This window comes from Streptococcus parasanguinis, from assembly GCF_047463195.1.
Classification (GTDB): Bacteria; Bacillota; Bacilli; order Lactobacillales; family Streptococcaceae; genus Streptococcus; species Streptococcus parasanguinis_R.
Genome location: NZ_JASHEI010000006.1, coordinates 1 through 24030, shown reverse-complemented (window position 1 = coordinate 24030; position 24030 = coordinate 1). Strand labels below are relative to the sequence as shown.

Genomic DNA, 24030 nt, shown 5'->3' with positions numbered 1-24030 from the left:
AAGGCTTTTTAAACAATTCAGCTACTTTCAACAACTTCCTTTTGAACGTACTATTTCAACCTTTTAGTATCAAAATAGTATCACTCAAGAGTGTTTTGCACCATTTAATCGCTAAAACCCACTGTTTTCAATGGTTTTATAGCAGCGACATATTTGCTTATGTCATTCCCACTCTACAGTTGCAGGTGGTTTACTTGTGATATCATAGACGATACGGTTAACGTGGTCAACTTCGTTTACGATACGGACTGAGATTTTTTGGAGAACTTCCCAAGGAATCTTAGCGAAGTCAGCTGTCATTCCGTCGATCGAAGTGATAGCGCGGATAGCGATGGTGTAGTCGTAAGTACGGCCGTCTCCCATAACACCCACTGAACGAACGCCAGTGTTAACAGTGAAGTATTGCCAGATATCACGGTCAAGACCAGCTTTGGCGATTTCTTCACGGAGGATAGCGTCTGATTCACGAACAGTTTCAAGTTTTTCTTCAGTGATTTCTCCCATAACACGGATGGCAAGACCTGGACCTGGGAATGGTTGGCGCCATACGATGTGGTCTGGCATACCAAGCTCTGTACCAAGGGCACGAACCTCATCTTTGTAAAGAGTGTTGAGTGGTTCGATCAGTTCGAACTGCATATCTTCTGGAAGTCCACCCACATTGTGGTGTGACTTGATGGTTTGAGCAGTATCTGTACCTGACTCGATCACGTCAGTATAGAGAGTTCCTTGTGCCAAGAATTTCACATCTTTAAGTTTACTTGCTTCGTCATCAAAGACATATACAAACTCGTTACCAATGATCTTCCGTTTTTTCTCAGGATCAGATACACCAGCCAATTTATCAAGGAAACGTTTAGCAGCATCTGCTTTGACAATGTTCAAACCAAACTTGCCACCAAGCATCTCCATCACTTGGTCAGCTTCTCCTTTACGAAGAAGACCGTGGTCTACAAAGATACAGATCAATTGATCGCCGATGGCTTTTTGAAGGAGAACCCCAACAACGGAAGAGTCAACACCACCTGAAAGACCAAGAAGGACACGTTTGTCTCCGACGGTTTCACGGATTTTTTTGATCTGCATGTCAATGAAGTTGTCCATGGTCCAGTCGCCTTTAGCCCCACAGATGTTCAAGGCAAAGTTACGCAAGATGTCATAACCGTGAACAGAGTGACGAACCTCAGGGTGGAATTGGATACCGTAGATTTTCTTATCTGGATTTTCAATGGATGCAAATGGACAGTCAGCAGAAGTACCAGTGCGGATAAAGTCAGCCGGAATTTCTGTAACAGCATCTCCATGGCTCATCAAGACCAATTGTTTATCTGGTGTGCCGGCAAAAAGAGCAGAAGATTCTGTCAAAGTCAGTTCAGATTGACCATATTCGCGGTTACCAGCGTCACCTGCTGGAACGACCTTCCCACCCAATTTATGGGTCAACAATTGCATCCCGTAACAGATTCCAAGGATTGGAATACCGAGTTCAAAAATTTCAGGATCGATATCAAAAGACCCTTCCTCGTATACAGAGTTTGGTCCGCCTGAAAGAACGATCCCAACTGGATTGATTGCACGAACTTCATCAGCAGAAATCTTATGGCTCTTCAATTCTGAGAAGACACCAATTTCACGAATACGCCGTGAAATAAGCTGATTGTATTGGCTACCGTAGTCAAGCACAATGATTTTTTCAACATCATGCAAATCAGTTGATAGGTTTGTCATCTTATCCCCTTCTTAAAGAAATTTACTTTCCTCTATTCTAACACAAAAGCCTTGTCTTTACCAATCTCTGATTGAAGAATTAGGAATTTTACGCTACAATAGAGATAACACAGAGAAAGAGCAAGGTTATGATTCCAGCTTACATTCAAATTCATGATCAGATTAAGTCTGAGATTGATCAAAAAATATGGAAAATCGGGGAGCGTCTTCCCAGCGAACGCGATCTAGCTGAGAAATTTCAGGTGAGTCGGATGACGCTTAGGCAGGCTATTACCCTTCTGGTTGAAGAAGGAGTGCTTGAAAGACGGGTAGGAAGTGGTACCTTTATCACCAGCACGCGCGTTCAAGAAAAAATGCGGGGCACAACCAGTTTTACAGAAATTATGAAATCGCAAGGCAAGGAACCTTCTAGCCAAGTGATTTCTTACCGGAAAACCATTCCTAGCCTCCAAGAAGTGGACAAATTGGGCATCGATAAGACTGAGACCATCATTCGGATGGAACGGGTCCGGTATGCTGATGGAATCCCTGTTGTTTATGAAGTGGCCTCTATTCCAGAGAAATTTATTAAGAATTTCAATCGAGAAGAGGTAACCAGCCATTTCTTCCAAACCTTGGAGCGTCATGGTTATAAGATTGGAAAGTCGCACCAGACCATCTATGCGCGACTGGCCAAGGATAAGATTGCGGACTATTTACAGATTTCAAAAGGCCAGGCTATTTTAGGTCTGACACAGGTTTCTTATTTTGAAGATGGGACGGCTTTTGAGTATGTAAAAAGTCAGTATGTCGGAGAGCGGTTCGAATTTTATTTGGAAAATAACTAGGCTCGCAAATCGTAAAAATAGAAAACTCTTCAAATGTCCGAGGCAGATTCTCCGGGCATTTGGGAGCTTTTTTAGTGAGAACTCATTCTTTCTAAATAGTGATAGTAAAGGCAACATTGAAAATTTTTAAAAAAAATTTTATTTTTTCTTCAATTTTTGATTTTTTTTACGAATTAATAGATAGAAGCAGGTTTTAAAGCTTAAATAAGAGATATAAGGCAGGAAAAAATGAAAAAAATAAAAATTGATGTGGTAGCTGTTCCCTTGAGTGGGCATCTGTACCCAACTTTAAATCTCGTTAAACCCTTGTTAGATGATCCTTCGATGGAGATCCGAGTTTTCACAGGACCTCAGAAAAAAGCCGTCGCAGAAAGTCTCGGCTTCACGGTCGTTCCGATTCTAGAGGACAAAGTAGAAGAATTTGAACGTGTGGCTAATAACGATAAAAAACACAATCTCTTTTCAGCTTATCGGCAATTGTCTAGGAGTCTTGATTTGATTAATCATGTATCGGATCAATTGCTAGAGGAGTGGCGTGTCAACCGTCCAGATATTGTCATTGCTGACTTTATCACTCTATCAGCAGGCTTTGTGGCAGAAGAGTTGGAAATTCCTTGGATTACCACCATGGCAACCCAATTTGCTATCGAAACTCCTTATGGTCCTCCTTGCTTCTTCGGAGGGATGGGAATCGCGCGCACGAAGAAGGAAGAGAAGATCCAAGCACTATGCCGTAAACTCACGCGCATTGGAAAATACTGTGGGGCTTTCCTCTTACGCAAACGCTTAAAACGTTACAATTTCAAGTTGTACAATCAAAATGGAGTGGAGACCATTTACTCTCCTTATGCCATCTTTGGAATTGGGATGATGGAGCTAGAGTTGAAGACACACTTCCCTCATCAATATGCGTGGCTTGGCCCTTTGGGAACTTCTCTTGAAAAAGCAGAAGATTATCCTTTAGATCTCAGTCCTTACGAGGACAAGACGAAGGTCCTCGTGACATGTGGAACCCAGTTACCTTGGGCAAAGGAGAATTTGCTAGAACAAACCCAGCAGTTGGCCAAAAAGCATCCAGAATGCCACTTTTTCGTCACCTTAGGAGATGGGGCAAAAGAGTTTTCTAAAGAAGAAGTAGCGCCAAATGTGACGGTCGTCTCTTATCTGCCCTACAAAGAATATATTCCGCAGATGGACTATGTCATTCACCATGGAGGAGCTGGAATCTTTTATCAGTGTATCGAATTTAAAAAACCAGCCTTGATCTTGCCACATGATTATGACCAATTTGACTATGCGATTCGAGGAGTAGAAGCAGGAATTGCTTTTCAAGCACATCGCAATCGCACCGAAGAGATTCAAGCAGGTTTTAATGCCTTATTAGAAAAAGAATCTTGGGAAAAGTTAGAGAGACTAAACAAACTTTCAAAAACCTACAAGCCGTTGGATACCTTGGAGTTTGAGATTCAACGATTATTAAGACGTGGAACGGATGGGAAACTATGAAAATTCTTGTAACAGGTGCGACTGGCTTCCTTGGAAAATATGTGATCAAGGAGTTGTTGGAATACAACTATTCCATTGTAGCCTTTGGCCGAAACGAAAAAGTTGGGAAGGCTCTGGAAGGTGAGTGCGTCCAATTTATCAAAGGGGATTTGAGTTCTATTGAGGAATTAAGACAAGCCTTTCAGTCTGTTGATGCTGTGGTTCATGCAGGAGCTTTATCTTCAGCTTGGGGACCTTGGAAGGCATTCTATCAGGCTAATGTAGTTGGTACTCAAAATGTCCTTGACTTGTGCCGTGAATATGCGGTAAAACGCTTGGTTTACGTTTCTTCTCCTAGTATTTACACAGCTGGAAAAGATCAATTAAACATCATGGAAAGTGATGCTCCAAAAGAAAATCACCTCAACAATTACATCCGAAGCAAATTGGCGTCTGAAAAACTTTTTTCTGACTATCCAGATGTGCCAAGTATCATCTTACGTCCAAGAGGATTATTCGGCGTAGGGGATACCAGTATTTTGCCTCGTGTCTTACGCCTCAGTCGAAAAATCGGAATTCCGTTGATTCGAGGAGGAGAGCAGCTCATGGATATGACCTGTGTGGAAAATGTTGCCCTAGCCATTCGCTTGGCTCTGGAAGCAAAAGAAGCACACGGGCAGGTTTATAATATTACAAATGGGGAACCAAAGACCTTTAAGTATTTGATCGAAACCACACTAAAAGGATTGGGAGAACCGATTCGCTATCGGAAAATTCCAGCAGGTCTTGTAGCAGGTGCGGCCTATAGCCTTGAAGGAGTGTATCGATTCTTTCATCTGAAAGCCGAACCCCCCTTGACTCGCTATACCTATTATCTCCTTCGATATAGCCAAACTCTCGATATTCAAAAGGCCCAAACCGAACTTGGCTACTATCCAAAAATGACCATTGAAGAAGGGATTGACAACTATGTCCAACATGATCAAACACATTGATTATTTTCCAGCAGGCTATTGCAGCAGTCATTCTGGTCTCTTATTTAAAGGGATTCCGAATGAAAAAATGCAATTTCCAGCAGGTGTCTTTTTGATTCATCATCGTGAAAAAGGCTATATTTTGTACGATACTGGCTATCATTATGAGATCAAGAAAAAAGCACGGTATTTCTGGTACCGTCTAGCCACCCCAATGCAGATGAAAAAAGAAGACCAGATCGATTATTTATTGCAAGAGCGTGGGATTGATCCAGCAGCCATTTCCTATGTGATTCTTTCGCATTTGCACCCTGACCATCTCGGCGGAGCGGCACTTTTTCCAAATGCTCATTTCTTTGTTACCCAGGAAGTCTATGAGGTGTACCAAAAACCTAAATTTAAAGATCTGATTTTTAAAGAGTTTTTGCCAGCTGATTTCAAAGATCGGGTAACTTGTCTCAAAGCAAATCAAAGACATCCTGCATTCCCCTATCGCCCGACCGCGGATCTTTTTGGAGATGGGAGCATTCTTGTTTCGTCCATCGATGGACATGCGAGAGGACAAGGCTGTCTTTATCTGGATGAGCTCAAGCTCTTTATTGGAGCGGATCTTTCTTGGGGAGTGGACCTCTTGCCTTACACAGGGCATATGCGTCTCATCCCCTCCTTGGTTCAGGATAATAAGAAGGCTTATCTTAAAGGATCTGAGTTGCTGGAAACACTCTTGCAAGATGGCATTCAAGTTGTGGTCAGCCACGACCCGCAAGAACGGATTGAAAGGATTTTAAATGAAAAAAACAGTCTTTCTGAAAACCTTTATTGAAACCAGATGGTGCCACCGATTCCGTTCAAAAGAGGCCTTGAAGCGATATCAAGATAAGCAATTGGCGCGCTACCATGCTTTTATCACTTCTCAGTCTCCCTATTTTCAAGCCCATTCTCCCGAATCCTTTGGAACGATGGATAAAACCTTCATGATGACACATTTCAATGAACTCAATACCCTAGGGGTGGATCGAGATCAGGCTTTAGAAATGGCGATTCGCGGAGAACAGACGCGAGATTTTACTGAGATGAATGGAGAAGTAGCAGTAGGCTTGTCTTCTGGGACTTCAGGCCACCGAGGAGTTTTTGTCACCACAGAAAAAGAGAGAAGTATGTGGGCTGCAGCGATCTTAGCCAAGATGCTTCCGAAAGGAAAACTATTTGGTCATCGCATTGCCTTTTTCTTACGAGCGGACAATGAACTCTATCAAACCATTAACTCAGGCCTTATCCGCTTGGAATATTTTGATATTTTCAAGGATAGCAAGGAGCATTTAGAGCGTCTCAAAGACTATCAACCAACTATTGTGGTTGCACCAGCTTCCACCTTGATTGAGTTGGCTAACTTTGTCAGCAATCAGCAACTTGCGATTCAACCCGTTAAGGTTGTTTCTGTCGCAGAGATCCTAGAAGATCGAGATGCACAGACCATCGCTAAAGCCTTTCAACTAGACAAAGTTGATCAGGTCTACCAAGCGACAGAGGGATTTTTAGCTTGTACCTGTTCAGAAGGCAATCTACATCTTAACGAAGATATTTTGTATGTCGAAAAAGAGTATCTAGATGATAGCCGCTTTTATCCGATTATTACGGATTTCAAACGAAGCAGTCAACCTATCTATCGCTACCGCCTCAATGATATTTTGGTGGAAGAAAAGTCTCCTTGCCCTTGTGGTTCCGTCTTTACTCGAATCGCAAAGATCGAAGGACGATCGGACGATATCTTCTATTTCAAAAAAGAAGATGGCAGTAGCCAGATGATCTATCCGGATTTTATTCGACGGTGTATTCTCTTTGTCGAAAATATTCAGGACTATCAAGTAACTCAGTTGGCAGATGGATCCATTACCATTGCCTTGAGTCAACGGACAGAGTCTATGGAGCAAGCGATCTTTGCTCAATTTGAACTCTTAGCTCAGCAAAAACAATTCATCCTCCCAAGTATTCAATTTATCGATTACCAATGGGATCCAACACGTAAATTAAAACGTGTTCAACGACTTCAATAAAAGGAGATTCCTATGACTACTGTAAAAAGACATTTGCAAATTAAAGGCTATGGAACAGCGCTTCCAGCTCATACAGTGACTTTCAAAGACCAGACTCGTTACCGCGTGAAAGAAGGAGAAGAAACACAGATTGATCTTGCAGCGCGTGCGATTGAGGCTGCTTTAAACCATGCGGGGCTTGAAATGGCAGACATCGATTGCCTGGTTTCGGCTAGTGCGGTTGGTGTTCAGCCCATTCCTTGTACAGCTGCTCTTATCCATGAGCGCGTGGCCAAGGGACTGACGATTCCTGCTATGGATATCAATACCACTTGTACCAGTTTTGTATCAGCTTTAAGCACTGTTTCTTATCTGATTGAAGGTGGTGAATACCGTCGGGTTCTGATTGTATCTAGTGAAGTAGGGAGCCTAGGGCTTAATCCTAAACAAAAAGAAAGCTTTGAACTGTTTAGCGATGGAGCTGCAGCCTTTATTTTTGAAGCAACAAAGGAAGATAAAGGAATCATTGCCAGTATGCAACGTACCTGGTCTGAGGGAGCCCATGATACCGAAATTCGTGGTGGTTTGACAGCTTATCATCCGAAATTGTACTCTGAAGCAACCAAGACTGATTTCATGTTTGATATGAAAGGGAAGAAGATTCTTTTGCTTTCTGCCCGTGTTATTCCAGAAATGTTTCAAGAATTCCAAGAGAAATCAGGCATTTCTAAAGATGCTGTAGACTACATTATCCCTCACCAAGCAAGCCGTGCCTTACCACTCGTCATGGACAAATTAGGAGTTAGCAAAGACAAGTACCTCAATATTGTCAGTGATTATGGAAATATGGTTTCGGTAGCCGTGCCTTTCGGCCTAGCCTATGCACTGGATCATGGCTATGTGAAGGAAGGAGATACCATCTTCTTGATGGGAACTGCAGCAGGGATGACGGTCAATATGTTGGCACTGAAGCTCTAATGATGAATCCTCTTATTTCAAGCTCAAAAAGCATCAAGTCCCGCTAGTCTTTAGCGGGCTTTTTTGATATAATGAAAGGTATGGAAATTGAGAAAACCAACCGAATGAATGCGCTCTTTGAGTTTTACGCAGCGCTCTTGACGGACAAGCAGATGAACTACATCGAGCTCTATTACGCAGATGACTACAGCTTGGCTGAGATTGCAGAAGAGTTTGGAGTGAGCCGTCAAGCGGTCTATGACAATATTAAACGTACAGAAAAGATTTTGGAAGATTACGAAATGAAACTCCATATGTATTCCGATTACATTGTACGCAGCCAGATTTTTGATCAGATTTTAGAACGCTATCCGGAAGATACTTTTCTACAAGAGCAGGTTGAAATTTTATCAAGCATTGACAATCGGGAGTGATTATGGGCAGTCTCGTCATTTATCAAGGAATACCTTGCAAACTATTAGTCGCAGAGGAAGTATTTCCTACTCGACTACAGATTATCTCGCCCAATGATATCTCCAAAGCTATGCAAATAGGTTTTAGCTGTTGGGGATATCCAAATGAAATCATGAAAGAAGTCACACCCGAAGAACTAGAATGTTTGCAACATTTCAGACGATTTCCACTGAATTGAAAAAATAGGAGAAAATAATGGCATTTGAAAGTTTAACCGAACGTTTACAAAACGTCTTTAAAAATCTTCGTAAGAAAGGGAAAATCTCTGAAGCGGATGTCCAAGAAGCGACCAAAGAGATTCGTCTAGCCCTCTTAGAGGCGGACGTTGCCCTCCCTGTTGTAAAAGACTTCATCAAACGGGTCCGCGAGCGGGCTGTAGGTCATGAAGTCATCGAAACCTTGAACCCTGCCCAACAAATCGTGAAGATTGTTGATGAAGAATTGACAGCGATTTTGGGTTCAGAAACAGCAGAAATTATCAAATCTCCAAAGATTCCAACCATTATCATGATGGTCGGTCTTCAAGGGGCTGGTAAAACAACTTTTGCGGGGAAATTGGCCAACAAATTGGTCAAGGAAGAAAACGCACGTCCTTTGATGATTGCGGCCGATATCTATCGTCCAGCGGCCATTGACCAGTTAAAGACGCTTGGTCAGCAAATTAATGTCCCTGTCTTTTCACTTGGTACTGAAGTGCCTGCAGTTGAGATCGTTCGCCAAGGTTTGGAACAGGCAAGAGCCAACCACAATGACTATGTCTTGATCGATACGGCTGGTCGTCTGCAAATCGATGAAAAACTCATGGGCGAGTTGCGTGATGTCAAAGCCCTTGCTGAGCCAAACGAAATCCTCTTGGTTGTCGATGCCATGATCGGTCAAGAAGCGGCCAATGTGGCGCGTGAGTTTAACGAACAACTCGAAGTGACCGGGGTCATCTTGACCAAGATCGATGGGGATACCCGTGGTGGTGCGGCCCTTTCTGTTCGTCAGATTACTGGGAAGCCAATCAAGTTCACTGGTACTGGTGAAAAAATCACCGATATCGAAACCTTCCACCCAGACCGTATGTCTGGTCGGATCCTCGGTATGGGGGACATGCTGACACTGATCGAGAAGGCTTCTCAAGAATACGATGAGAAACGCTCTCTTGAACTCGCTGAAAAAATGCGGGAAAATACCTTCGACTTCAACGATTTCATCGATCAGTTAGACCAAGTTCAAAACATGGGACCAATGGAAGATCTGCTCAAGATGCTTCCAGGTATGGCCAACAATCCAGCCATGAAGAACCTCAAGGTCGATGAACGAGAAATTGCTCGTAAACGTGCGATCGTATCATCCATGACACCAGCTGAACGTGAAAATCCAGATTTGTTAAATCCAAGCCGTCGTCGTCGGATTGCGGCTGGTTCAGGAAACAGCTTTGTCGAAGTCAATAAATTCATCAAGGACTTTAATCAAGCCAAACAGATGATGCAAGGCGTCCTCTCTGGCGATATGAACAAGATGATGAAACAAATGGGGCTCAATCCAAATAATATGCCGAAGAACATGCCTGGTGGAATGCCTGATATGTCTGCTCTTGAAGGGATGATGGGACAAGGTGGCATGCCTGACTTGTCAGCTCTTGGCGGAGGCGCTGGAATGCCTGATATGAGCCAAATGTTCGGTGGTGGTCTCAAAGGAAAAGCCGGTGAATTTATGATGAAACGGGCGATGAATAAGATGGCCAAACAAATGCGCAAAAATAAGAAAAAACGGAAATAATCGTTTCTAATAAAGGCCTGGAACACACTGTTCTGGGTTCTTTTAGAAACTACTACTAGAGGAAACATGTTAAAAAAACTATTTCAACAAGTCATTCGTTTCTTTGCAAGATTGTTTTCTTCGCACAGCAAGCCCTTTGAATTCCCAAAAGGGTCGAAGAAACCTCCGATCAGACCGATTATCTTTGTACCTGGGAGTTCAGCCAGTATCCAGCGATTCAATGGAACCATCCGCATGCTCCATCGATTTTCTAGAAAAAAGCAAAGTCTTTTAAAAATAAAAGTCAACAAAGATGAGTCTATAGAGATGGAAGGAAGACTGAATACGAAAGAGCCGAATCCGATGATTGTGATTGGCTTTGAGAACAATCGAGATGGCTACAGCAATATCAAGCAGCAAGTTGAATCCCTTAAGATAGCTCTAACCTACCTTCTTGATCACTATCATTTTTCAGAGTTCAAGGCAGTAGGGCATTCTAATGGTGGACTGGTTTTGACTGGTTTATTGGAAAGTGGCTTTTTAGAGAAAAAGAAGGTAAACGTCAGCAAGTTGGCTATTATTGGCAGTCCTTACCAATTCAATCAAGAAATGTTTGACGATTTTCAAAAATGGAAGCATCGCCTGGGAAAAGAAGTACAAGTCCTTAATTTTGTCGGTAGCTTTGCTGGAAAATCAGATGGCATCGTCCCTCTTTCTAGCGCACAAGCAGCACAATCTATTTTTGACAATCAGGCCTATACAGAAGTGAATTTAAACGGTCGTAAGGCTCATCATTCAGCTTTACCCACTAATCCAGATCTAGTGAAACAATTAAGTCTATTTTTGAATCTATAATTAAATTACATAATTTCGGTTATGTAATTTTTATTTGTCTCTTGCAATCCTTAAGTAAATATGGTACATTTTTGGTAGCGATTACACATACCTAAGGAGGATTTTATGAAGGATCCTAAATTACTAGAGACAATGAAAGTTTACAAGGGACGGGATGATGTTCCTGATGATTTTGATAGCTTTTGGGATCAAGCCCTAGCAAAGATGACTGAACTGCCTGAATACAAGCTCGAAGAACGAGATTTCAGCATTCCAAATGTTCAATGTTATGAATTAACCTTTAAAGGAACACGAGATGGGCTTGTTTATGCGCGGGTTGTTCTCCCCAAAACGGATCAAAAAGTTCCCGTTATTTTCCATTTTCATGGCTATATGGGCCGTTGTTGGGATTGGTCCGACATGCTGGCTTATACAGTAGCTGGCTATGGTGTTGTGTCTATGGACGTAAGAGGGCAGTCAGGCTATTCAACAGACGGAGATCGTTCACCACTTGGAAATACGGTAAAAGGACAGATTATACGCGGAGCCGTGGAAGGTCCGGATCAGCTCTTTTATAAGGATGTCTACTTAGATCTTTACCAGTTAATTGAAATTGTAGCCAGCCTTCCTCAAGTAGATGACAGCAAACTTGCCAGCTACGGAGCATCTCAAGGCGGTGCCCTTGCTCTGGTTGCTGCTGGATTGAATCCCCGAATCCAACGAACGGTAGCCATTTATCCATTCTTATCGGATTTCAGACGTGTATTAGAGATTGGGAACACCAGCGAAGCCTATGATGAGCTTTTCCGTTTTTTCAAGTTCCACGATCCATTTCATGAAACGGAAGATCGTTTGATGCAGACATTGGCCTATATTGATGTGAAAAATTTTGCCCATCGCATCAAAGGACAGGTTCACATGATTACAGGGTTGGATGATGATGTCTGTTATCCTGAAACGCAGTTTGCCATTTATAATCGATTAGAATGTCCAAAAGAGCATTTATTCATGCCAGAATATGCCCACGAAGCTATGAATGTTCAAGTCAATGATCGAGTCTATAATTGGCTCTGTGGTAGCAAGATTCCATTTCGATATGTAGAAAAATAAGTTACAGAAGAAAACAATCAGTAAATCCATGAGATTTGCTGATTTTATTGTGTTTAAAAGGGATCTAGGATAGAAAGAGATACAAAACAAACCTATAAAAACTAAAAGTTTATGTACAATTGACTTAACATGAGTTAAACCATTGATACAACTGAATTAGAAGCATAAAGTACATTCTTTAAAAAGTGTACTTTATTTTTGTTTTGTACATTATTCTAGAGTGGTATTTTGTATGTTTTATAGTGCATCATATAATCAAATCTAAGAAATTGATTTGTACATTTTTTACTCAAGTAACAGTAGAAGGAGTGACGGTTCAATTGTGCATTTTATTTAAAATATTTATGGCTATAATAATAGTATTTGAAGCATAGATAAAGTAGATACAGTGGTATAATAGTGTCAAAAGACTTTCAGGAGAAATGAGATGAGATCGCATACAGTTATTCTAGGCGCTGGTGCTACTATTGCAGCAATTCCAGATGGTGATAAAAATGGGAAAAGCTCTTCAGTTATGAATGGATTGCTAAAAAAACTTAATTTAGAAGAAATTCTTGCCGGTGTTGAATTACAGACAAAGAGCGAAAATTTGGAAGATATCTATTCAGAATTATTTGAGAGAGAAGAGTGCTCTGAAATAGTTAGGAAGCTAGAAGAAAGACTCTATGATTATTTTGCTTCGTTGGAGTTACCTGATGAACCAACAATTTATGATCTTTTAATATTAAGTTTAACTAATAAAGATTGCATAGCTACGTTTAATTGGGACCCTTTACTTATACAAGCTTATGTTCGCTGTTCAAAAATTACTCTGAACCTGCCACAAATTCTTTGTTTACATGGGAATGTAGCTGTCGGTTTTTGTGAAGAACATACTGAGTTTGGAACAGTAGATTACTATTGCCCAACATGTTATAAAAATTTAAATCCAACAAAATTATTGTATCCCGTAAAAAACAAAGACTATTCTTCCGATGGATACATAAATTGGTGTTGGAAAGCATTAGATTACTTTGTCGATCATTCATATATGTTAACTATTTTTGGATACAGTGCTCCTAAGAGCGATGTAGATGCTGTTAATTTAATGAAAAAAGCATGGGGAAATATTGAAGACCGACCACTTGAAGAAGTTTCCGTAATAGATATTATAGACGAAGAGACTATGCTAAATACATGGAAAGACTTTATTCATAGCCATCATTATAGGTATTCAAATTCATTTTTTGATTCTTACTTAGCAAAATTTCCAAGAAGAACTTGTGAAACCGTATTTGCAACATTTTCATTAAATGTTCCTTCTGATGGTAGTAGAGGATTTAAAGAGAATTTTAATTGGGACATGATAAAAGAGTTTTTATCTGATATATTAGTTGAAGAACAAGAAAATAAAGGAAAATCAAATTTAAAATCGAAATATTTAGTTTGGGATGAAGATGTTAACAAATAATCCAATTAATCATAGTGTACTTAAATTGTCAATGGATTTCGATAATGCTTTTAAAGATAAAAATATAGAGGAAATCCATAGACTAATAGAATTTGGAAAAAATATGGAAAATACTATTGATGATATTTCCAAAATTCATTTATTTTATTCTATTGGGACAGCATATGGTGATATATTTGAACTAAGTGATAACCTAGTATTCAACATAGATACCGATTGTATAGTTCAACAAATTTATTACTTTAGAAAAGCTATCGAAATTTTAAATAATATTGATATAAATCCTGAGAACAATAGATTTGTTCACCCATCATTATGTTCACTATACACCAATTACGCAAATCTATTAGATGCTTGTGGTAGAAAACAGTTAGCTATTAAGATGTATTGTAAATGTATACAAATCAATCCAAAATTCACAATGGCTAGTGGTAACTTGGCTATTTGTTTACATCATTATCGTAATTTTTTGAGTGATAACGAACACCTTCACTTTATTAAAAAAATTAAGAGTTTAATAGAAACAAGCATAACTGTTTCAGATCCAAACAGAGTTGATAATGCAGAAAAGCAATTTATTAAACTTTACGAACAATATCTTGATTATAAAGATTTAGATGAATGTTCTTGTAAAACAATTGATTATAATCCTAATTCACAAAAGTATCGTGAATGGTGTTGGAACAACGGGCTGTATCTTAATCCACTTAATGACTTACAAGCTGACGATATAAATAGATATGATGACAATCTTTTACTACCAAGTTTATTATTTCAATCGGATGAAGATTTAAACAAATATATTTCTATGTTTAATCAAATTAAGCAAGAATATGTTTATGCGCGTTACCTCTGTTTTGATAGCATTGAGATTGATTCGGTTCATTATGCTGACGAGAATGTTAATCTTATTGATTGTCTAGACTACGTACAATACTCTATCAGAGTTGAAGGTTTAAAAGCTGCTTTTAAAACACTATATTCATTATTAGATAAAGTTGCAATGTTTATAAATGAATATTATTCTCTAAAAATTGAGACTAGACAAGTAAATTTTCATTCAATTTGGAGGCCTAATAGCGATTTAAATAAATGTTTGAATAAGAATATTGGTCTGTCATCTATATTTTGGATAGAGAAAGATTTTGATAATGGTGATAATTCTTTAACAGCTAATCCAAACTCAAAGCGATTGAAAATTATTAGAAATTATTTAGAGCACAGATTTACTAATATAACATTGAATTTTTTTGATGGAAGTGATGATAATAATGAAACTAGACTGTATCTAACTGAATTTGAACTTCAAGAGTTTGCATTAGATTTATTAAATCTTGTAAGAGAAGTTATTTTTTCACTCAAAAATGCCATTCAAATAAGTGAAAATGAAAAACAAACTAGTCTAAGCAGTGAAGTTGCTTTAATTCCGATAAATTATGAAGAAGTAGATTCGGAAGATAAATTATAGCATTGAGCATACAATTTATAGTCGTTATAAAAAGCAATAGCCTAAATTCATTTAACTAATCGACTTAACTAGAGCTAAACCATTGATAAAACTGAATTAGAAGGATAAAGTACACTCATTAAGCAGTGTACTTTATTTTTGTTTTGTACATTATTTGTTGATTGCTTAATCAATACTACATCTCTATCAGGCAATTCAGACTCCATTTAGTCCTCTAAAACCCACGTTGAGGCGGTATCACTGCTTGTAAAAGATTAGAAACCTTTGAACGAAAGGGAGAATGAAAAGCGTGAAGGTAGCTTCTCTAATCGAATAGAGGGTAAGAATCAGAGTAATAGTTCAAGTATGGCTTCTGGATACTATAGTCTGACATGCTATCAATCTATTTCAGAAGCTGGACAAATTGTAGTAACTTTCCTTGAAGGAACTGAGGTATTTTTATAAGAAACTGTGACTGGGAAGTTGCAGTCTTTTTAGGGGTTTAATGGTATAATGAAATTATAAATGTGAATATTGTTTAAATTCTCTGGAGGAAGTGTAATGTTGAATTTAGTAAAAGGTCACCGAGTTAGCTTGGTAGAAAACCTGTTTGAAGCATTTACAAAGTTAACTGAACATCATTTGACGGCGAATGTACACGCAGAAAAAATATTAGAGGTTTTTCAACACTTTATTGCGATTCATGACGAGCCATTGTTTTTTTTTTGGAATTGCCTGTCAGTATTGATAGAGAAAAACTGATAGCAAAGAATATTATCAAGGAATCCCATAAGGATGTTTATTATATTGATGGTTGTTCAAGAGAGGAATGCCTAGCCCTGTTGATTAGATACGGTGATTTGCTTGTTAATGATGGACTAAGTAAGTTTGGATTTGGTGGGCATAAAAGTCATAGTCACAATCTCATGCTCATTCCTTATTTTTAAGCCAATCTATGTTATAATGAAGAAAAGCTATTAGAGAAGGTGTATATGTCAAATCAAAATATTTATGGGGAGTATGCTCAATACCTCCCCAAAATTTTACAAGAAATAACAGACCCCATTATTGCGGCTAATATTGCTAGCAAAAAAGAAACAGGTTTTAAACTCTATGAACATTTCATTTCACGGATTAAGGAAAGCGACTCCATGCGTGTAAAGTGTCGTAGGAAGAATTTGCCTGAGACCAGCCAGTCTGCCCTTAAGGAAATTCGTGACAGCATTGGAATCCGTATTATTTGTGGTTTTGTCAATGATATTTACAAGATCATCGAAGTAATCAAGGCTATTCCTGGTGTCATGGTCTACAATGAGAAGGATTATATTTCAACTGCCAAGCCTAACGGCTATCGCTCTTATCACCTCATTTTGCAAATGGAGACAAATTTTCCAGATGTCCTAGGCAATGATAAAGGGACCTATTTTGTTGAGGTTCAGCTTCGGACCATCGCTCAGGACTCGTGGGCCAGTTTGGAGCATCAGATGAAGTATAAACATGACATCAAGAATTCAGAAATGATTACCCGTGAGCTTAAGCGCTGTGCAGATGAATTAGCTTCATGTGACCTGACCATGCAGACCATCCGTAACTTAATTCAAGAAGGAAGTGACTAGAATGGCTCTGAAAATTTTATTGGCTGAGGACGAGGAAGCCTTATCTCGAGTTTACAAGGCGGCACTTGAGCATCAAGGTTTTGAAGTTGATCAGGCTTTTAATGGTCAAAAGGCAGTCGACCTAGCTGCACAGAATGCCTATCAAGTAATCATTATGGATATTATGATGCCTATCAAAACAGGTATTGAGGCCCTGAAAGAGATTCGCTCCTCTGGGAATACTACTCATGTCATTATGTTGACGGCCATGGCTGAAGTTGATGATCGTGTGACAGGACTTGATGCTGGGGCAGATGATTACCTGACCAAGCCGATTTCCCTAAAGGAACTTTTGGCTCGTCTGCGGTCGCTAGAGCGTCGTGTTAGTGAAACCTTTACTGCCAAAATTTTGACCCTTGGTTCTGTTCGCTTGGACCAAGAGGAGCAGGAGTTGGTAGCTGGCAACGCTATAAGACTTTCAAGTAGAGAGACCAAGTTAATGGCCCACTTCATGCTCAACCCTGCTAAGCAATTAACCACTGATCACCTTTTTAAAACTATCTGGGATGATGAGGAAGATGTGGACGAGTCAATTGTCTGGGTTTATATTTCCTATCTGCGCCAGAAATTGCAAGCTATTCAAGCTGATATCAGTATTCTTGGTGAAAAGGGTGGTGACTTCTGCCTTCTGCAAATTTAGAAAGGAGTAGTCCATGTTTAGACGTTTACGACTTCAGTTTATAACAATTGCTTCTTTGTCTATCCTCTTTATCTTGATCTTTACGGTAGGAATCATCAATGCTGTGAGTTCCTTTCAGACGGAGCAGGAAATTAGCAAGGTCCTCAACACACTCACGGAAAATAATGGAAGCTTTGGAAAAACCACAGAAATTGAGACCAATAAAGGACTTGAGATTCCTTCGGACAGTTTTCAATTTTTCAGCGTGACCTTGTCGGGTGATAAGGTTGTTAGCCAGGATACCAGTCATACGTCTCTAATAAACGACGAGGAAGCGGCTAGATATGCCCTGAAAGTTTGTCGCTTGACCAATAATCTTGGAACGATTAGAGAAAAAAATATCAATCTTAGCTATCAAGTTAGCAAGGTCAGTAAAGATAAGATTTTGGTAGTCTTTCTGGACACGACCTATTATTATAATTCTTCCCAATCCTTGTTCAATCTTTCTATTCTTTTATCACTGTTTGCCTTAATCTTTTTTGTCATCATTGTCAGTGCCTTATCAGGAATTGTCATTCGCCCCTTCATTCGAAATTATGAACAGCAACGGCGTTTTATCACTAATGCTGGTCATGAATTGAAAACACCTTTAGCCATTATTTCTGCTAATACGGAGCTACAGGAACTCATGACTGGAGAAAACGAATGGACCAAGTCTACTAACGACCAGGTGGCACGATTGACCACTCTAATCAATTCGCTTGTGGCTTTATCTCGGCTTGAGGAGCAGCCGGACATTGTTCTTCAAGATGTGGATTTTTCCTATATTACAGAGGATGCAGCCGAGGACTTTAAGGGACCTGTCGTCCGAGATGGCAAATCCTTCGTTATGGATATTACCCCAGATATCCATGTGAAAGCCGAGGAAAAGTCTCTCTTTGAACTTGTAACTCTCCTTGTGGATAATGCTAACAAGTATTGTGACTCTGAAGGAACGGTTACGGTAAGACTCCGTCAAGTCGGAAGAACACGTAAACGGGCTCGCTTAGAAGTGTCAAATACCTATAAAGATGGTAAGACAGTCGATTATAGTAAGTTTTTTGAGCGCTTTTATCGTATCGAAGAATCTCATAATAACAAGGAAATTAAAGGTTTTGGCATAGGCCTATCCATGGCTCAAAGCATGGTCAAATTATTTAAAGGGCGTCTCTTTGCCTCCTACAAAGATGACACCATCACTTTTACAGTCATTTTGTAAGGATATTTTAAAATTGGAACTAGTAATGGTACCGAAGGGGGCATTATTGATTGTGAATGGCCTTATATCCTGGTTTGGTTTTGTGTTTATGAGAATGTCACAAATTCCAGAGTACTACAAGATTTTATCCTTAATTAAAATTGAGGAGTTGTAAACATGTAAAAAAGTAACGAGGAGCCCCGTGTTAAAATCCAATAAGCTGATTATTTTTTTAATTTCCCTACCTTTTCTGATGCTTATTGTTTTCTATTCGCTTAATGGGCATCCTGGATATAGTGATGATAGTAATTTCATCAGAAATCATGTTGCTGCTATTAATAGTGAGATAATCGCATACTTAGCCAGGAAAAGCAATGCATAAAGTCCGTGACCTTATTGCCAAACACTGCTAGAAGAGAATATGAAAAGCAACGGCGTTTTATCACCAATGCCGGTCATGAATTGAAAACCCCGTTAGCTATTATTTCTGCTAATACGGAGCTACAGGAACTCATGACTGGAGAAAACGAATGGACCAAGTCTACTAACGACCAGGTGACACGTTTGACCAATCTAATTAAATCTCTTGTGGCTTTATCTCGTCTGGAGGAGCAGCCGGACATTGTTCTTCAAGATGTGGATTTTTCCTATATTACAGAGGATGCAGCCGAGGACTTTAAGGGACCTGTCGTCCGAGATGGCAAATCCTTCGTTATGGATATTACCCCAGATATCCATGTGAAAGCCGAGGAAAAGTCTCTCTTTGAACTTGTAACTCTCCTTGTGGATAATGCTAACAAGTATTGTGACTCTGAAGGAACGGTTACGGTAAGGCTTCGTCAAGTCGGAAGAACACGTAAACGGGCTCGCTTATTAGAAGTGGCAGGAGTTGCACGCGATATTGCCGATCTGTGGTATACAGGAGACTTTGATGCGACGTACCGCGATGTGACATTGGGATGCAATGCGCTCTTAGAACAATTAAAAAAGGAATTATAGTATGGATAAGATTAGAAAAGATTGGGCAGTGATGTGTACTGACCCCAAAAAGTTAGACAATGAATTTACACAAAGGATTTAGTTCTGTATTGCACAGGACTGAGTCCTTTTAGTTTGACCTTAATTCGTTTATTGTTGTAATAATCAATGTAGTCTACAATAGCTTGTTCTAATTGCTCAAGTGACTGAAACGTCTTCTCATACCCATAAAACATTTCGGACTTAAGAATGCCAAAGAAGGATTCCATCATGCCGTTGTCTGGGCTGTTACCCTTACGTGACATGGACGGTTGAATTCCTTTATCCTCTAAAAAACGATGATAATACTGGTGTTGATACTGCCATCCTTGATCACTATGGAGAATTGTATTTGTGTAATGATTCTCAGTAAAGGCCTGGTCTAACATAGCTTTCACTTGTTCTAAATTTGGCGACGTCGAAAGATTATAAGCGACGATTTCACTGTTAAAACCATCTAATACTGGTGATAAGTAGAGTTTTTGAGTGCTTGCTGGAATGGCAAATTCTGTCACATCTGTGTAGCACTTTTCCATTGGTTTTGAAGCTTCAAACTGGCGTTGAATAAGGTTGTCGGCTTTCTTACCAATATCTCCTTTGTGAGAAGAATACTTTCGCTTCTGCCGGATTCTAGCTTGTAAATTGAGGACATTCATCAACCGCTGAACCCTCTTATGATTGACCAAAAAGCCACGATTTCTTAATTCTAAATGTATCCGACGATAACCATAATTTCCCTTGTGTTCAGTAAAAATAGATTGGATTTCAGCTTTAAGCCCTTGATCCTTATCTGGTTTGTCTAGCTGTTTCAAATGATAATAGTAGGTCGAACGAGCGAGTTTAACGGCCTTTAGAAGAATATCTAACGAAAACTCAGTGATTAATTCTTGAACAATTTCTGTCTTTCTTCTTTCTCTTTTTCCTCCTTCAATCGGAGTTCTCTCAACTTTTTTAGAACAGCATTCTCCGCTCTCAGGTATTCATTTTCTGCTTGAAGACGCTCTAACTCAGTCATCTCTTCAGGTTTCTTCTTTGGCTTACGTCCCATTTTAGGTATCCTTCCTCTTGTTTTCTCAACAATAGTATACCCATTTTTCTTGTATTGTGCCAGCCAATTTGGAAGCATTCCTTGGTTTGGAAGAGCATAATCAAGGCTTACACTTCTTTGTGAACGACCTTCAAGTAAGACTTTATCAATGATTTCTCGTTTTAGTTCAGGAGAATAGTAACAATTCTTTCCTTTTTTTACGATTTCTATTCCATAACGATCAATCAATTTAATCATGTACTGAAGATTAGAAATCTTTATCCCAAATTGATTTGAAAGTCGCCTAAAACTCTCTCCTTGCTTTCTTGATTCATATATTTGAACTTTATCTTCAAAAGTTAATTTCATAATAAAAGCACCCCAAAAATTAGATTTTTCTGTCTAACTTTTAGGGTGCAGTTCAATGATTGCTCTGGCGGCTGTTTCGTTACTTGTCGTCTTGAATTTTAGCGCCATCCTCACATGGATTTCCGAATTTATTGGGATGATGTTCCCGCTTATTTTAGGGATGATTTTGGCATTTATTTTAAACGTGCCAATGAAGCGAATTGAACAAGTGTTGGAGAAGATAAACTTCCCGCAAAAGCTGCGTAGAAGTGTCGCAATCCTGAGCATTATTGTGATTCTGCTTCTGATTATTTCGCTGTTGATTTGGATTATTGCGCCGATGATTGCTAAAACCGTGTCGCAACTGGGCGATAGTGTAAATCACTTACTATTCGTGGTTGCGGATTTTGTACAACATTCAAAATTAATGCAATCCAGTGAAGTGAGTCAGATTACCGACTCACTAAGTCAAAGCAATATCGTATCGTCTGTCATTACATTCCTTGGCGGATTTACAACGAATATTTCAGGGCTCTTCTCAAATGTGTTCTCTGTAATTATGGGGATTTTCTTCATGATTAATATTCTCGCAAGTAAGGAAATGCTCGCACGTTTAACGCTTCGCATTCTTAATGTGGTCTTGCCAAAAGATAAAATCGAGCACATTACTTATGTTGGGGAAGTCATCGTGGATACGTATGACCGTTTCTTGATGAGTCAAATCATCGAGGCGGGAATCGTTGGGGTTATGATTTTTGCTGGATACTCTCTTGTAGGGTTGCCATATGCAGGACTTGTTGGGGTGCTGTCCGGAGTACTCTCATTCATTCCGTATATCGGGCCGTTTATGGCGTGCGGAATTGGAATGCTTTTCACCTTTACAGAAAGCCCAATTCAAGCACTCATTTCACTTGTCGTCTTTATGATCGTTCAAATAGTGGAAGGAAATGTCGTCTATCCGAAGGTTGTCGGCAGTTCCGTTGGTTTGCCAACGATTCTAACCCTTGCTGCTGCGTTAATCGGTGGAAATCTCTTTGGTTTAGTAGGAATGATTTTCTTCATACCAATTTTTGCCGTGATTTACCGTTTCGTGAAAGAATGGGTGGAGAAACATGAACAAGCTGCTTCAGTGGTAGCTGTAGGAGGTATTATTGATGAAGAAAATTAGCGACTTAGGAATTACGGGGAGAAAGCTCCTCTTTGAAGGGATTGCGTTCCTTGTTGTTGGGATGTTGCTCCTTATATTCGGACCAAGCGTCCCAGAATTGATGTTACGTCTGTTTTTAACATTCTTATGGATTTATGAACTATGGAATTTCTTATTCCGTTGGTTTAGTAAGGCGGCGGCTAAAGACCCGTTATGGCTGAATATTACTAAATTTTTCCTTTACGGATTTTTAGCAGGAAACCAATTCTTCCTATCATTGCCGATTTCGATTGTAAGCTTCTTGATGGGACTTAACCAGGTTATGAATGCTGGTATTAGCGGTGTGACCTACTATATTTATCGTAAAGACCGAATTCGTCCGCGATTTCGCTTGCTCTTTGATACGATTTGGCTTTCAGTTGTAGGGGTAGCTACTTTAATTGCGCTTGGGGGCGACGGCAACTTGCAAATGTTCTTCCTTTCGCTCTATTTCATCGGGCTTGGAATTAGCAATATTCGGGACGGCTGGTTCTTCGAGGCCGAAGTTGGAAAGAAAGTCCTTCGCAGACGCTTGCGTCGTGGGATGCCGCTCGTGTTTGCTGCACTGATTCCTCGAGCAACCTTACAAAAAATCAATGATGCCCTTGAACTAAATGAAGGCGAAACAGCTTCTGAAATTTACGACCGTGCCAAAGAAAATGCAGAACCAAACTTAGAGATGTTTATTCACGTCACAAAAGACGGGTTTGGAGCCATGGGGCATGTCGACCTATGTTATAAGGGACGCATTATTTCATTTGGGAACTACGATACGAATTCAGAGCGCCTCTTTGGATCGATGGGGGACGGGGTCCTTTTCAGTGCCGACCGTGAAAAATACATCGAATTTTGTAAACGCGAAAACCATAAGACCTTACTTGGCTATGGCCTCGCCTTGTCGGACGAACAACTTGCGGCCATCGATAAGGAAATCGCCAAACTGATGTCGCTGACAGTGCCTTGGGATCCACCGCAAATGGTAAAACCGAAGCACCCAGGAATTGACAAAGAAGAACCAATGTATGCCTACAAGCTAAAACAAGAAGCAGATGCACTCTTATATAAATTCACCTCTTCAAAATTCAAGACGTATTTTGTGATGAGTACCAACTGTGTACTGCTAGCCGATACGATTGTCGGAACAGCAGGAACGGATATTTTAAGCGCCCGTGGATTTATTTCCCCAGGGACGTACCAAAATTACTTAGATAAGGAGTTTGAGAGACCGCATAGTCTAGTTGTGACAAAGCGCGTCTATCAGTAAGAACATGGAACTTCAGCAATAAGAATTCTTTATGCGGGAAGCGTTGAAGGAAGCCCAGAAAGCCTATGACCAAGCGGAAGTGCCAATCGGGGCTATCGCGGTCTTGATAAGATAAGCAAAAGAAATGCTCAAATCAGATTTGATAAACATTATAACTAAGATAGACAAAGATGCTATAAATTAACGTTTTGTTTGACAGGTAAGTTCTTTTTTTATTAAAATAATTGTAAGTAAAAAAAGAGTGGGTATTTTCTAATAAATTTCAAAAATAAAACTTTGATTTGGCGGCATTTCTTTTCTGTCCTTCCCGCAGGCGCGGGAGTAACCCCCTTTTGTTGAGAATTTATACCTTTTTAAATGAAAATAATACAAGTAGGACACTTCTAAAAGTGATCTACTTTTTTTAAATATTTTCATTCTACAGTTTAATTTTAAACAACAACTCACTCATTTTTGTTATATAATATAGATGTTGACTAACTCCACATGTTGAGGCGGTAAGTTTGCTAGTCAAGGAGTAAAACGACGAAGATTAGCATTTACTTCCGCCCATGCGATAGCTGTCCGTGATTGACAAGTGCTAGCACGCAGACAGAACGGAGATAGCGAACC

Annotated in this window: 21 protein-coding genes and 1 pseudogene; 20 read left to right on the top strand and 2 right to left on the bottom strand. The window is 39.7% G+C overall.

The features are described 5' to 3' along the window. Positions 1-162: 162 nt before the first annotated feature. A complete protein-coding gene (gene guaA, locus QM870_RS06310; RefSeq protein WP_003001420.1) occupies positions 163-1728 on the bottom strand; it encodes a glutamine-hydrolyzing GMP synthase in 1566 nt (521 codons plus the stop codon). Positions 1729-1856: 128 nt separating this feature from the next. Here guaA and QM870_RS06305 point away from each other — a divergent pair, with 128 nt between their 5' ends. The 18 genes and pseudogenes from QM870_RS06305 to QM870_RS06220 all read left to right on the top strand — a co-directional run. After that, entirely contained in the window at positions 1857-2555 is a 699-nt protein-coding gene (locus QM870_RS06305; protein ID WP_003016564.1) for a GntR family transcriptional regulator, read from the top strand. 228 nt (positions 2556-2783) lie between these two features. Continuing rightward, entirely contained in the window at positions 2784-4061 is a 1278-nt protein-coding gene (locus QM870_RS06300) for a glycosyltransferase (protein WP_414369076.1), read from the top strand. Continuing rightward, positions 4058-5035, top strand: coding sequence for an NAD-dependent epimerase/dehydratase family protein (locus QM870_RS06295; RefSeq protein WP_414369074.1), 978 nt, complete (start codon positions 4058-4060; stop codon positions 5033-5035). The genes QM870_RS06300 and QM870_RS06295 overlap by 4 nt, the downstream gene beginning before the upstream one ends. Next, positions 5010-5837 (top strand): MBL fold metallo-hydrolase, encoded by an 828-nt coding sequence (locus QM870_RS06290; protein WP_414369072.1) that lies wholly within the window; start codon positions 5010-5012, stop codon positions 5835-5837. The genes QM870_RS06295 and QM870_RS06290 overlap by 26 nt, the downstream gene beginning before the upstream one ends. Continuing rightward, positions 5803-7068, top strand: coding sequence for a F390 synthetase-related protein (locus QM870_RS06285; RefSeq protein ID WP_414369071.1), 1266 nt, complete (start codon positions 5803-5805; stop codon positions 7066-7068). The genes QM870_RS06290 and QM870_RS06285 overlap by 35 nt, the downstream gene beginning before the upstream one ends. A gap of 12 nt (positions 7069-7080) precedes the next feature. Further along, positions 7081-8025, top strand: a complete 945-nt coding sequence (locus QM870_RS06280; RefSeq protein WP_414369069.1) for a 3-oxoacyl-[acyl-carrier-protein] synthase III C-terminal domain-containing protein — start codon at positions 7081-7083, stop codon at positions 8023-8025. An 80-nt stretch (positions 8026-8105) separates the two neighbouring features. Continuing rightward, on the top strand, positions 8106-8438 hold the full coding sequence (locus tag QM870_RS06275; RefSeq protein WP_003001435.1) for a putative DNA-binding protein: 333 nt from the start codon (positions 8106-8108) through the stop codon (positions 8436-8438). A gap of 2 nt (positions 8439-8440) precedes the next feature. After that, complete coding sequence (locus QM870_RS06270) at positions 8441-8656, top strand: 2-oxoglutarate:acceptor oxidoreductase (protein ID WP_414369067.1); 216 nt, start codon at positions 8441-8443, stop codon at positions 8654-8656. Between the two features lie 17 nt (positions 8657-8673). Then, positions 8674-10245, top strand: a complete 1572-nt coding sequence (gene ffh, locus QM870_RS06265; RefSeq protein ID WP_024055635.1) for a signal recognition particle protein — start codon at positions 8674-8676, stop codon at positions 10243-10245. A gap of 66 nt (positions 10246-10311) precedes the next feature. After that, a complete protein-coding gene (locus tag QM870_RS06260) occupies positions 10312-11079 on the top strand; it encodes an alpha/beta hydrolase (protein WP_023918132.1) in 768 nt (255 codons plus the stop codon). Positions 11080-11184: 105 nt separating this feature from the next. Continuing rightward, positions 11185-12168: an acetylxylan esterase gene (locus tag QM870_RS06255; protein WP_414369065.1), complete on the top strand. Its 984-nt coding sequence runs from the start codon at positions 11185-11187 to the stop codon at positions 12166-12168. 427 nt (positions 12169-12595) lie between these two features. After that, a complete protein-coding gene (locus tag QM870_RS06250; protein ID WP_414369063.1) occupies positions 12596-13618 on the top strand; it encodes a hypothetical protein in 1023 nt (340 codons plus the stop codon). Then, on the top strand, positions 13599-15086 hold the full coding sequence (locus tag QM870_RS06245; protein WP_414369061.1) for an LA2681 family HEPN domain-containing protein: 1488 nt from the start codon (positions 13599-13601) through the stop codon (positions 15084-15086). The genes QM870_RS06250 and QM870_RS06245 overlap by 20 nt, the downstream gene beginning before the upstream one ends. Positions 15087-15626: 540 nt before the next feature. After that, a complete protein-coding gene (locus QM870_RS06240) occupies positions 15627-15827 on the top strand; it encodes a hypothetical protein (RefSeq protein WP_414369060.1) in 201 nt (66 codons plus the stop codon). 230 nt (positions 15828-16057) lie between these two features. Next, complete coding sequence (locus QM870_RS06235; protein WP_139724020.1) at positions 16058-16681, top strand: GTP pyrophosphokinase; 624 nt, start codon at positions 16058-16060, stop codon at positions 16679-16681. Between the two features lies 1 nt (position 16682). After that, the gene (locus QM870_RS06230) at positions 16683-17360 is read left to right on the top strand and encodes a response regulator transcription factor (RefSeq protein WP_255777579.1); all 678 of its coding nucleotides are present in this window, start codon (positions 16683-16685) and stop codon (positions 17358-17360) included. A gap of 13 nt (positions 17361-17373) precedes the next feature. After that, positions 17374-18597, top strand: a complete 1224-nt coding sequence (locus QM870_RS06225; protein ID WP_414369058.1) for a sensor histidine kinase — start codon at positions 17374-17376, stop codon at positions 18595-18597. Between the two features lie 393 nt (positions 18598-18990). Beyond that, positions 18991-19459: pseudogene (locus tag QM870_RS06220) on the top strand (sensor histidine kinase); the annotation flags it as partial. A gap of 181 nt (positions 19460-19640) precedes the next feature. Here the strand turns inward: QM870_RS06220 and QM870_RS06215 are convergent. Continuing rightward, a protein-coding gene (locus QM870_RS06215) for an IS3 family transposase (protein ID WP_129825003.1) occupies positions 19641-20989 on the bottom strand; the annotation gives its coding sequence in 2 pieces (ribosomal slippage) (positions 19641-20548 and positions 20548-20989; 1350 coding nt in all). Between the two features lie 55 nt (positions 20990-21044). Between QM870_RS06215 and QM870_RS06210 the strand changes: the two genes are divergently transcribed. Then, entirely contained in the window at positions 21045-22136 is a 1092-nt protein-coding gene (locus QM870_RS06210; protein WP_414369056.1) for an AI-2E family transporter, read from the top strand. After that, complete coding sequence (locus QM870_RS06205; RefSeq protein WP_414276937.1) at positions 22123-23418, top strand: hypothetical protein; 1296 nt, start codon at positions 22123-22125, stop codon at positions 23416-23418. Before QM870_RS06210 ends, QM870_RS06205 begins: the two co-directional genes overlap by 14 nt. The last annotated feature ends 612 nt before the right edge of the window (positions 23419-24030 follow it).

Bases quoted from the DNA above. Each gene is read 5' to 3' on its own strand.
- guaA (WP_003001420.1), bottom strand. From the start codon at position 1,728: ATGACAAACCTATCAACTGATTTGCATGATGTTGAAAAAATCATTGTG.
- QM870_RS06305 (WP_003016564.1), top strand. From the start codon at position 1,857: ATGATTCCAGCTTACATTCAAATTCATGATCAGATTAAGTCTGAGATT.
- QM870_RS06300 (WP_414369076.1), top strand. From the start codon at position 2,784: ATGAAAAAAATAAAAATTGATGTGGTAGCTGTTCCCTTGAGTGGGCAT.
- QM870_RS06295 (WP_414369074.1), top strand. From the start codon at position 4,058: ATGAAAATTCTTGTAACAGGTGCGACTGGCTTCCTTGGAAAATATGTG.
- QM870_RS06290 (WP_414369072.1), top strand. From the start codon at position 5,010: ATGTCCAACATGATCAAACACATTGATTATTTTCCAGCAGGCTATTGC.
- QM870_RS06285 (WP_414369071.1), top strand. From the start codon at position 5,803: ATGAAAAAAACAGTCTTTCTGAAAACCTTTATTGAAACCAGATGGTGC.
- QM870_RS06280 (WP_414369069.1), top strand. From the start codon at position 7,081: ATGACTACTGTAAAAAGACATTTGCAAATTAAAGGCTATGGAACAGCG.
- QM870_RS06275 (WP_003001435.1), top strand. From the start codon at position 8,106: ATGGAAATTGAGAAAACCAACCGAATGAATGCGCTCTTTGAGTTTTAC.
- QM870_RS06270 (WP_414369067.1), top strand. From the start codon at position 8,441: ATGGGCAGTCTCGTCATTTATCAAGGAATACCTTGCAAACTATTAGTC.
- ffh (WP_024055635.1), top strand. From the start codon at position 8,674: ATGGCATTTGAAAGTTTAACCGAACGTTTACAAAACGTCTTTAAAAAT.
- QM870_RS06260 (WP_023918132.1), top strand. From the start codon at position 10,312: ATGTTAAAAAAACTATTTCAACAAGTCATTCGTTTCTTTGCAAGATTG.
- QM870_RS06255 (WP_414369065.1), top strand. From the start codon at position 11,185: ATGAAGGATCCTAAATTACTAGAGACAATGAAAGTTTACAAGGGACGG.
- QM870_RS06250 (WP_414369063.1), top strand. From the start codon at position 12,596: ATGAGATCGCATACAGTTATTCTAGGCGCTGGTGCTACTATTGCAGCA.
- QM870_RS06245 (WP_414369061.1), top strand. From the start codon at position 13,599: ATGAAGATGTTAACAAATAATCCAATTAATCATAGTGTACTTAAATTG.
- QM870_RS06240 (WP_414369060.1), top strand. From the start codon at position 15,627: ATGTTGAATTTAGTAAAAGGTCACCGAGTTAGCTTGGTAGAAAACCTG.
- QM870_RS06235 (WP_139724020.1), top strand. From the start codon at position 16,058: ATGTCAAATCAAAATATTTATGGGGAGTATGCTCAATACCTCCCCAAA.
- QM870_RS06230 (WP_255777579.1), top strand. From the start codon at position 16,683: ATGGCTCTGAAAATTTTATTGGCTGAGGACGAGGAAGCCTTATCTCGA.
- QM870_RS06225 (WP_414369058.1), top strand. From the start codon at position 17,374: ATGTTTAGACGTTTACGACTTCAGTTTATAACAATTGCTTCTTTGTCT.
- QM870_RS06210 (WP_414369056.1), top strand. From the start codon at position 21,045: ATGATTGCTCTGGCGGCTGTTTCGTTACTTGTCGTCTTGAATTTTAGC.
- QM870_RS06205 (WP_414276937.1), top strand. From the start codon at position 22,123: ATGAAGAAAATTAGCGACTTAGGAATTACGGGGAGAAAGCTCCTCTTT.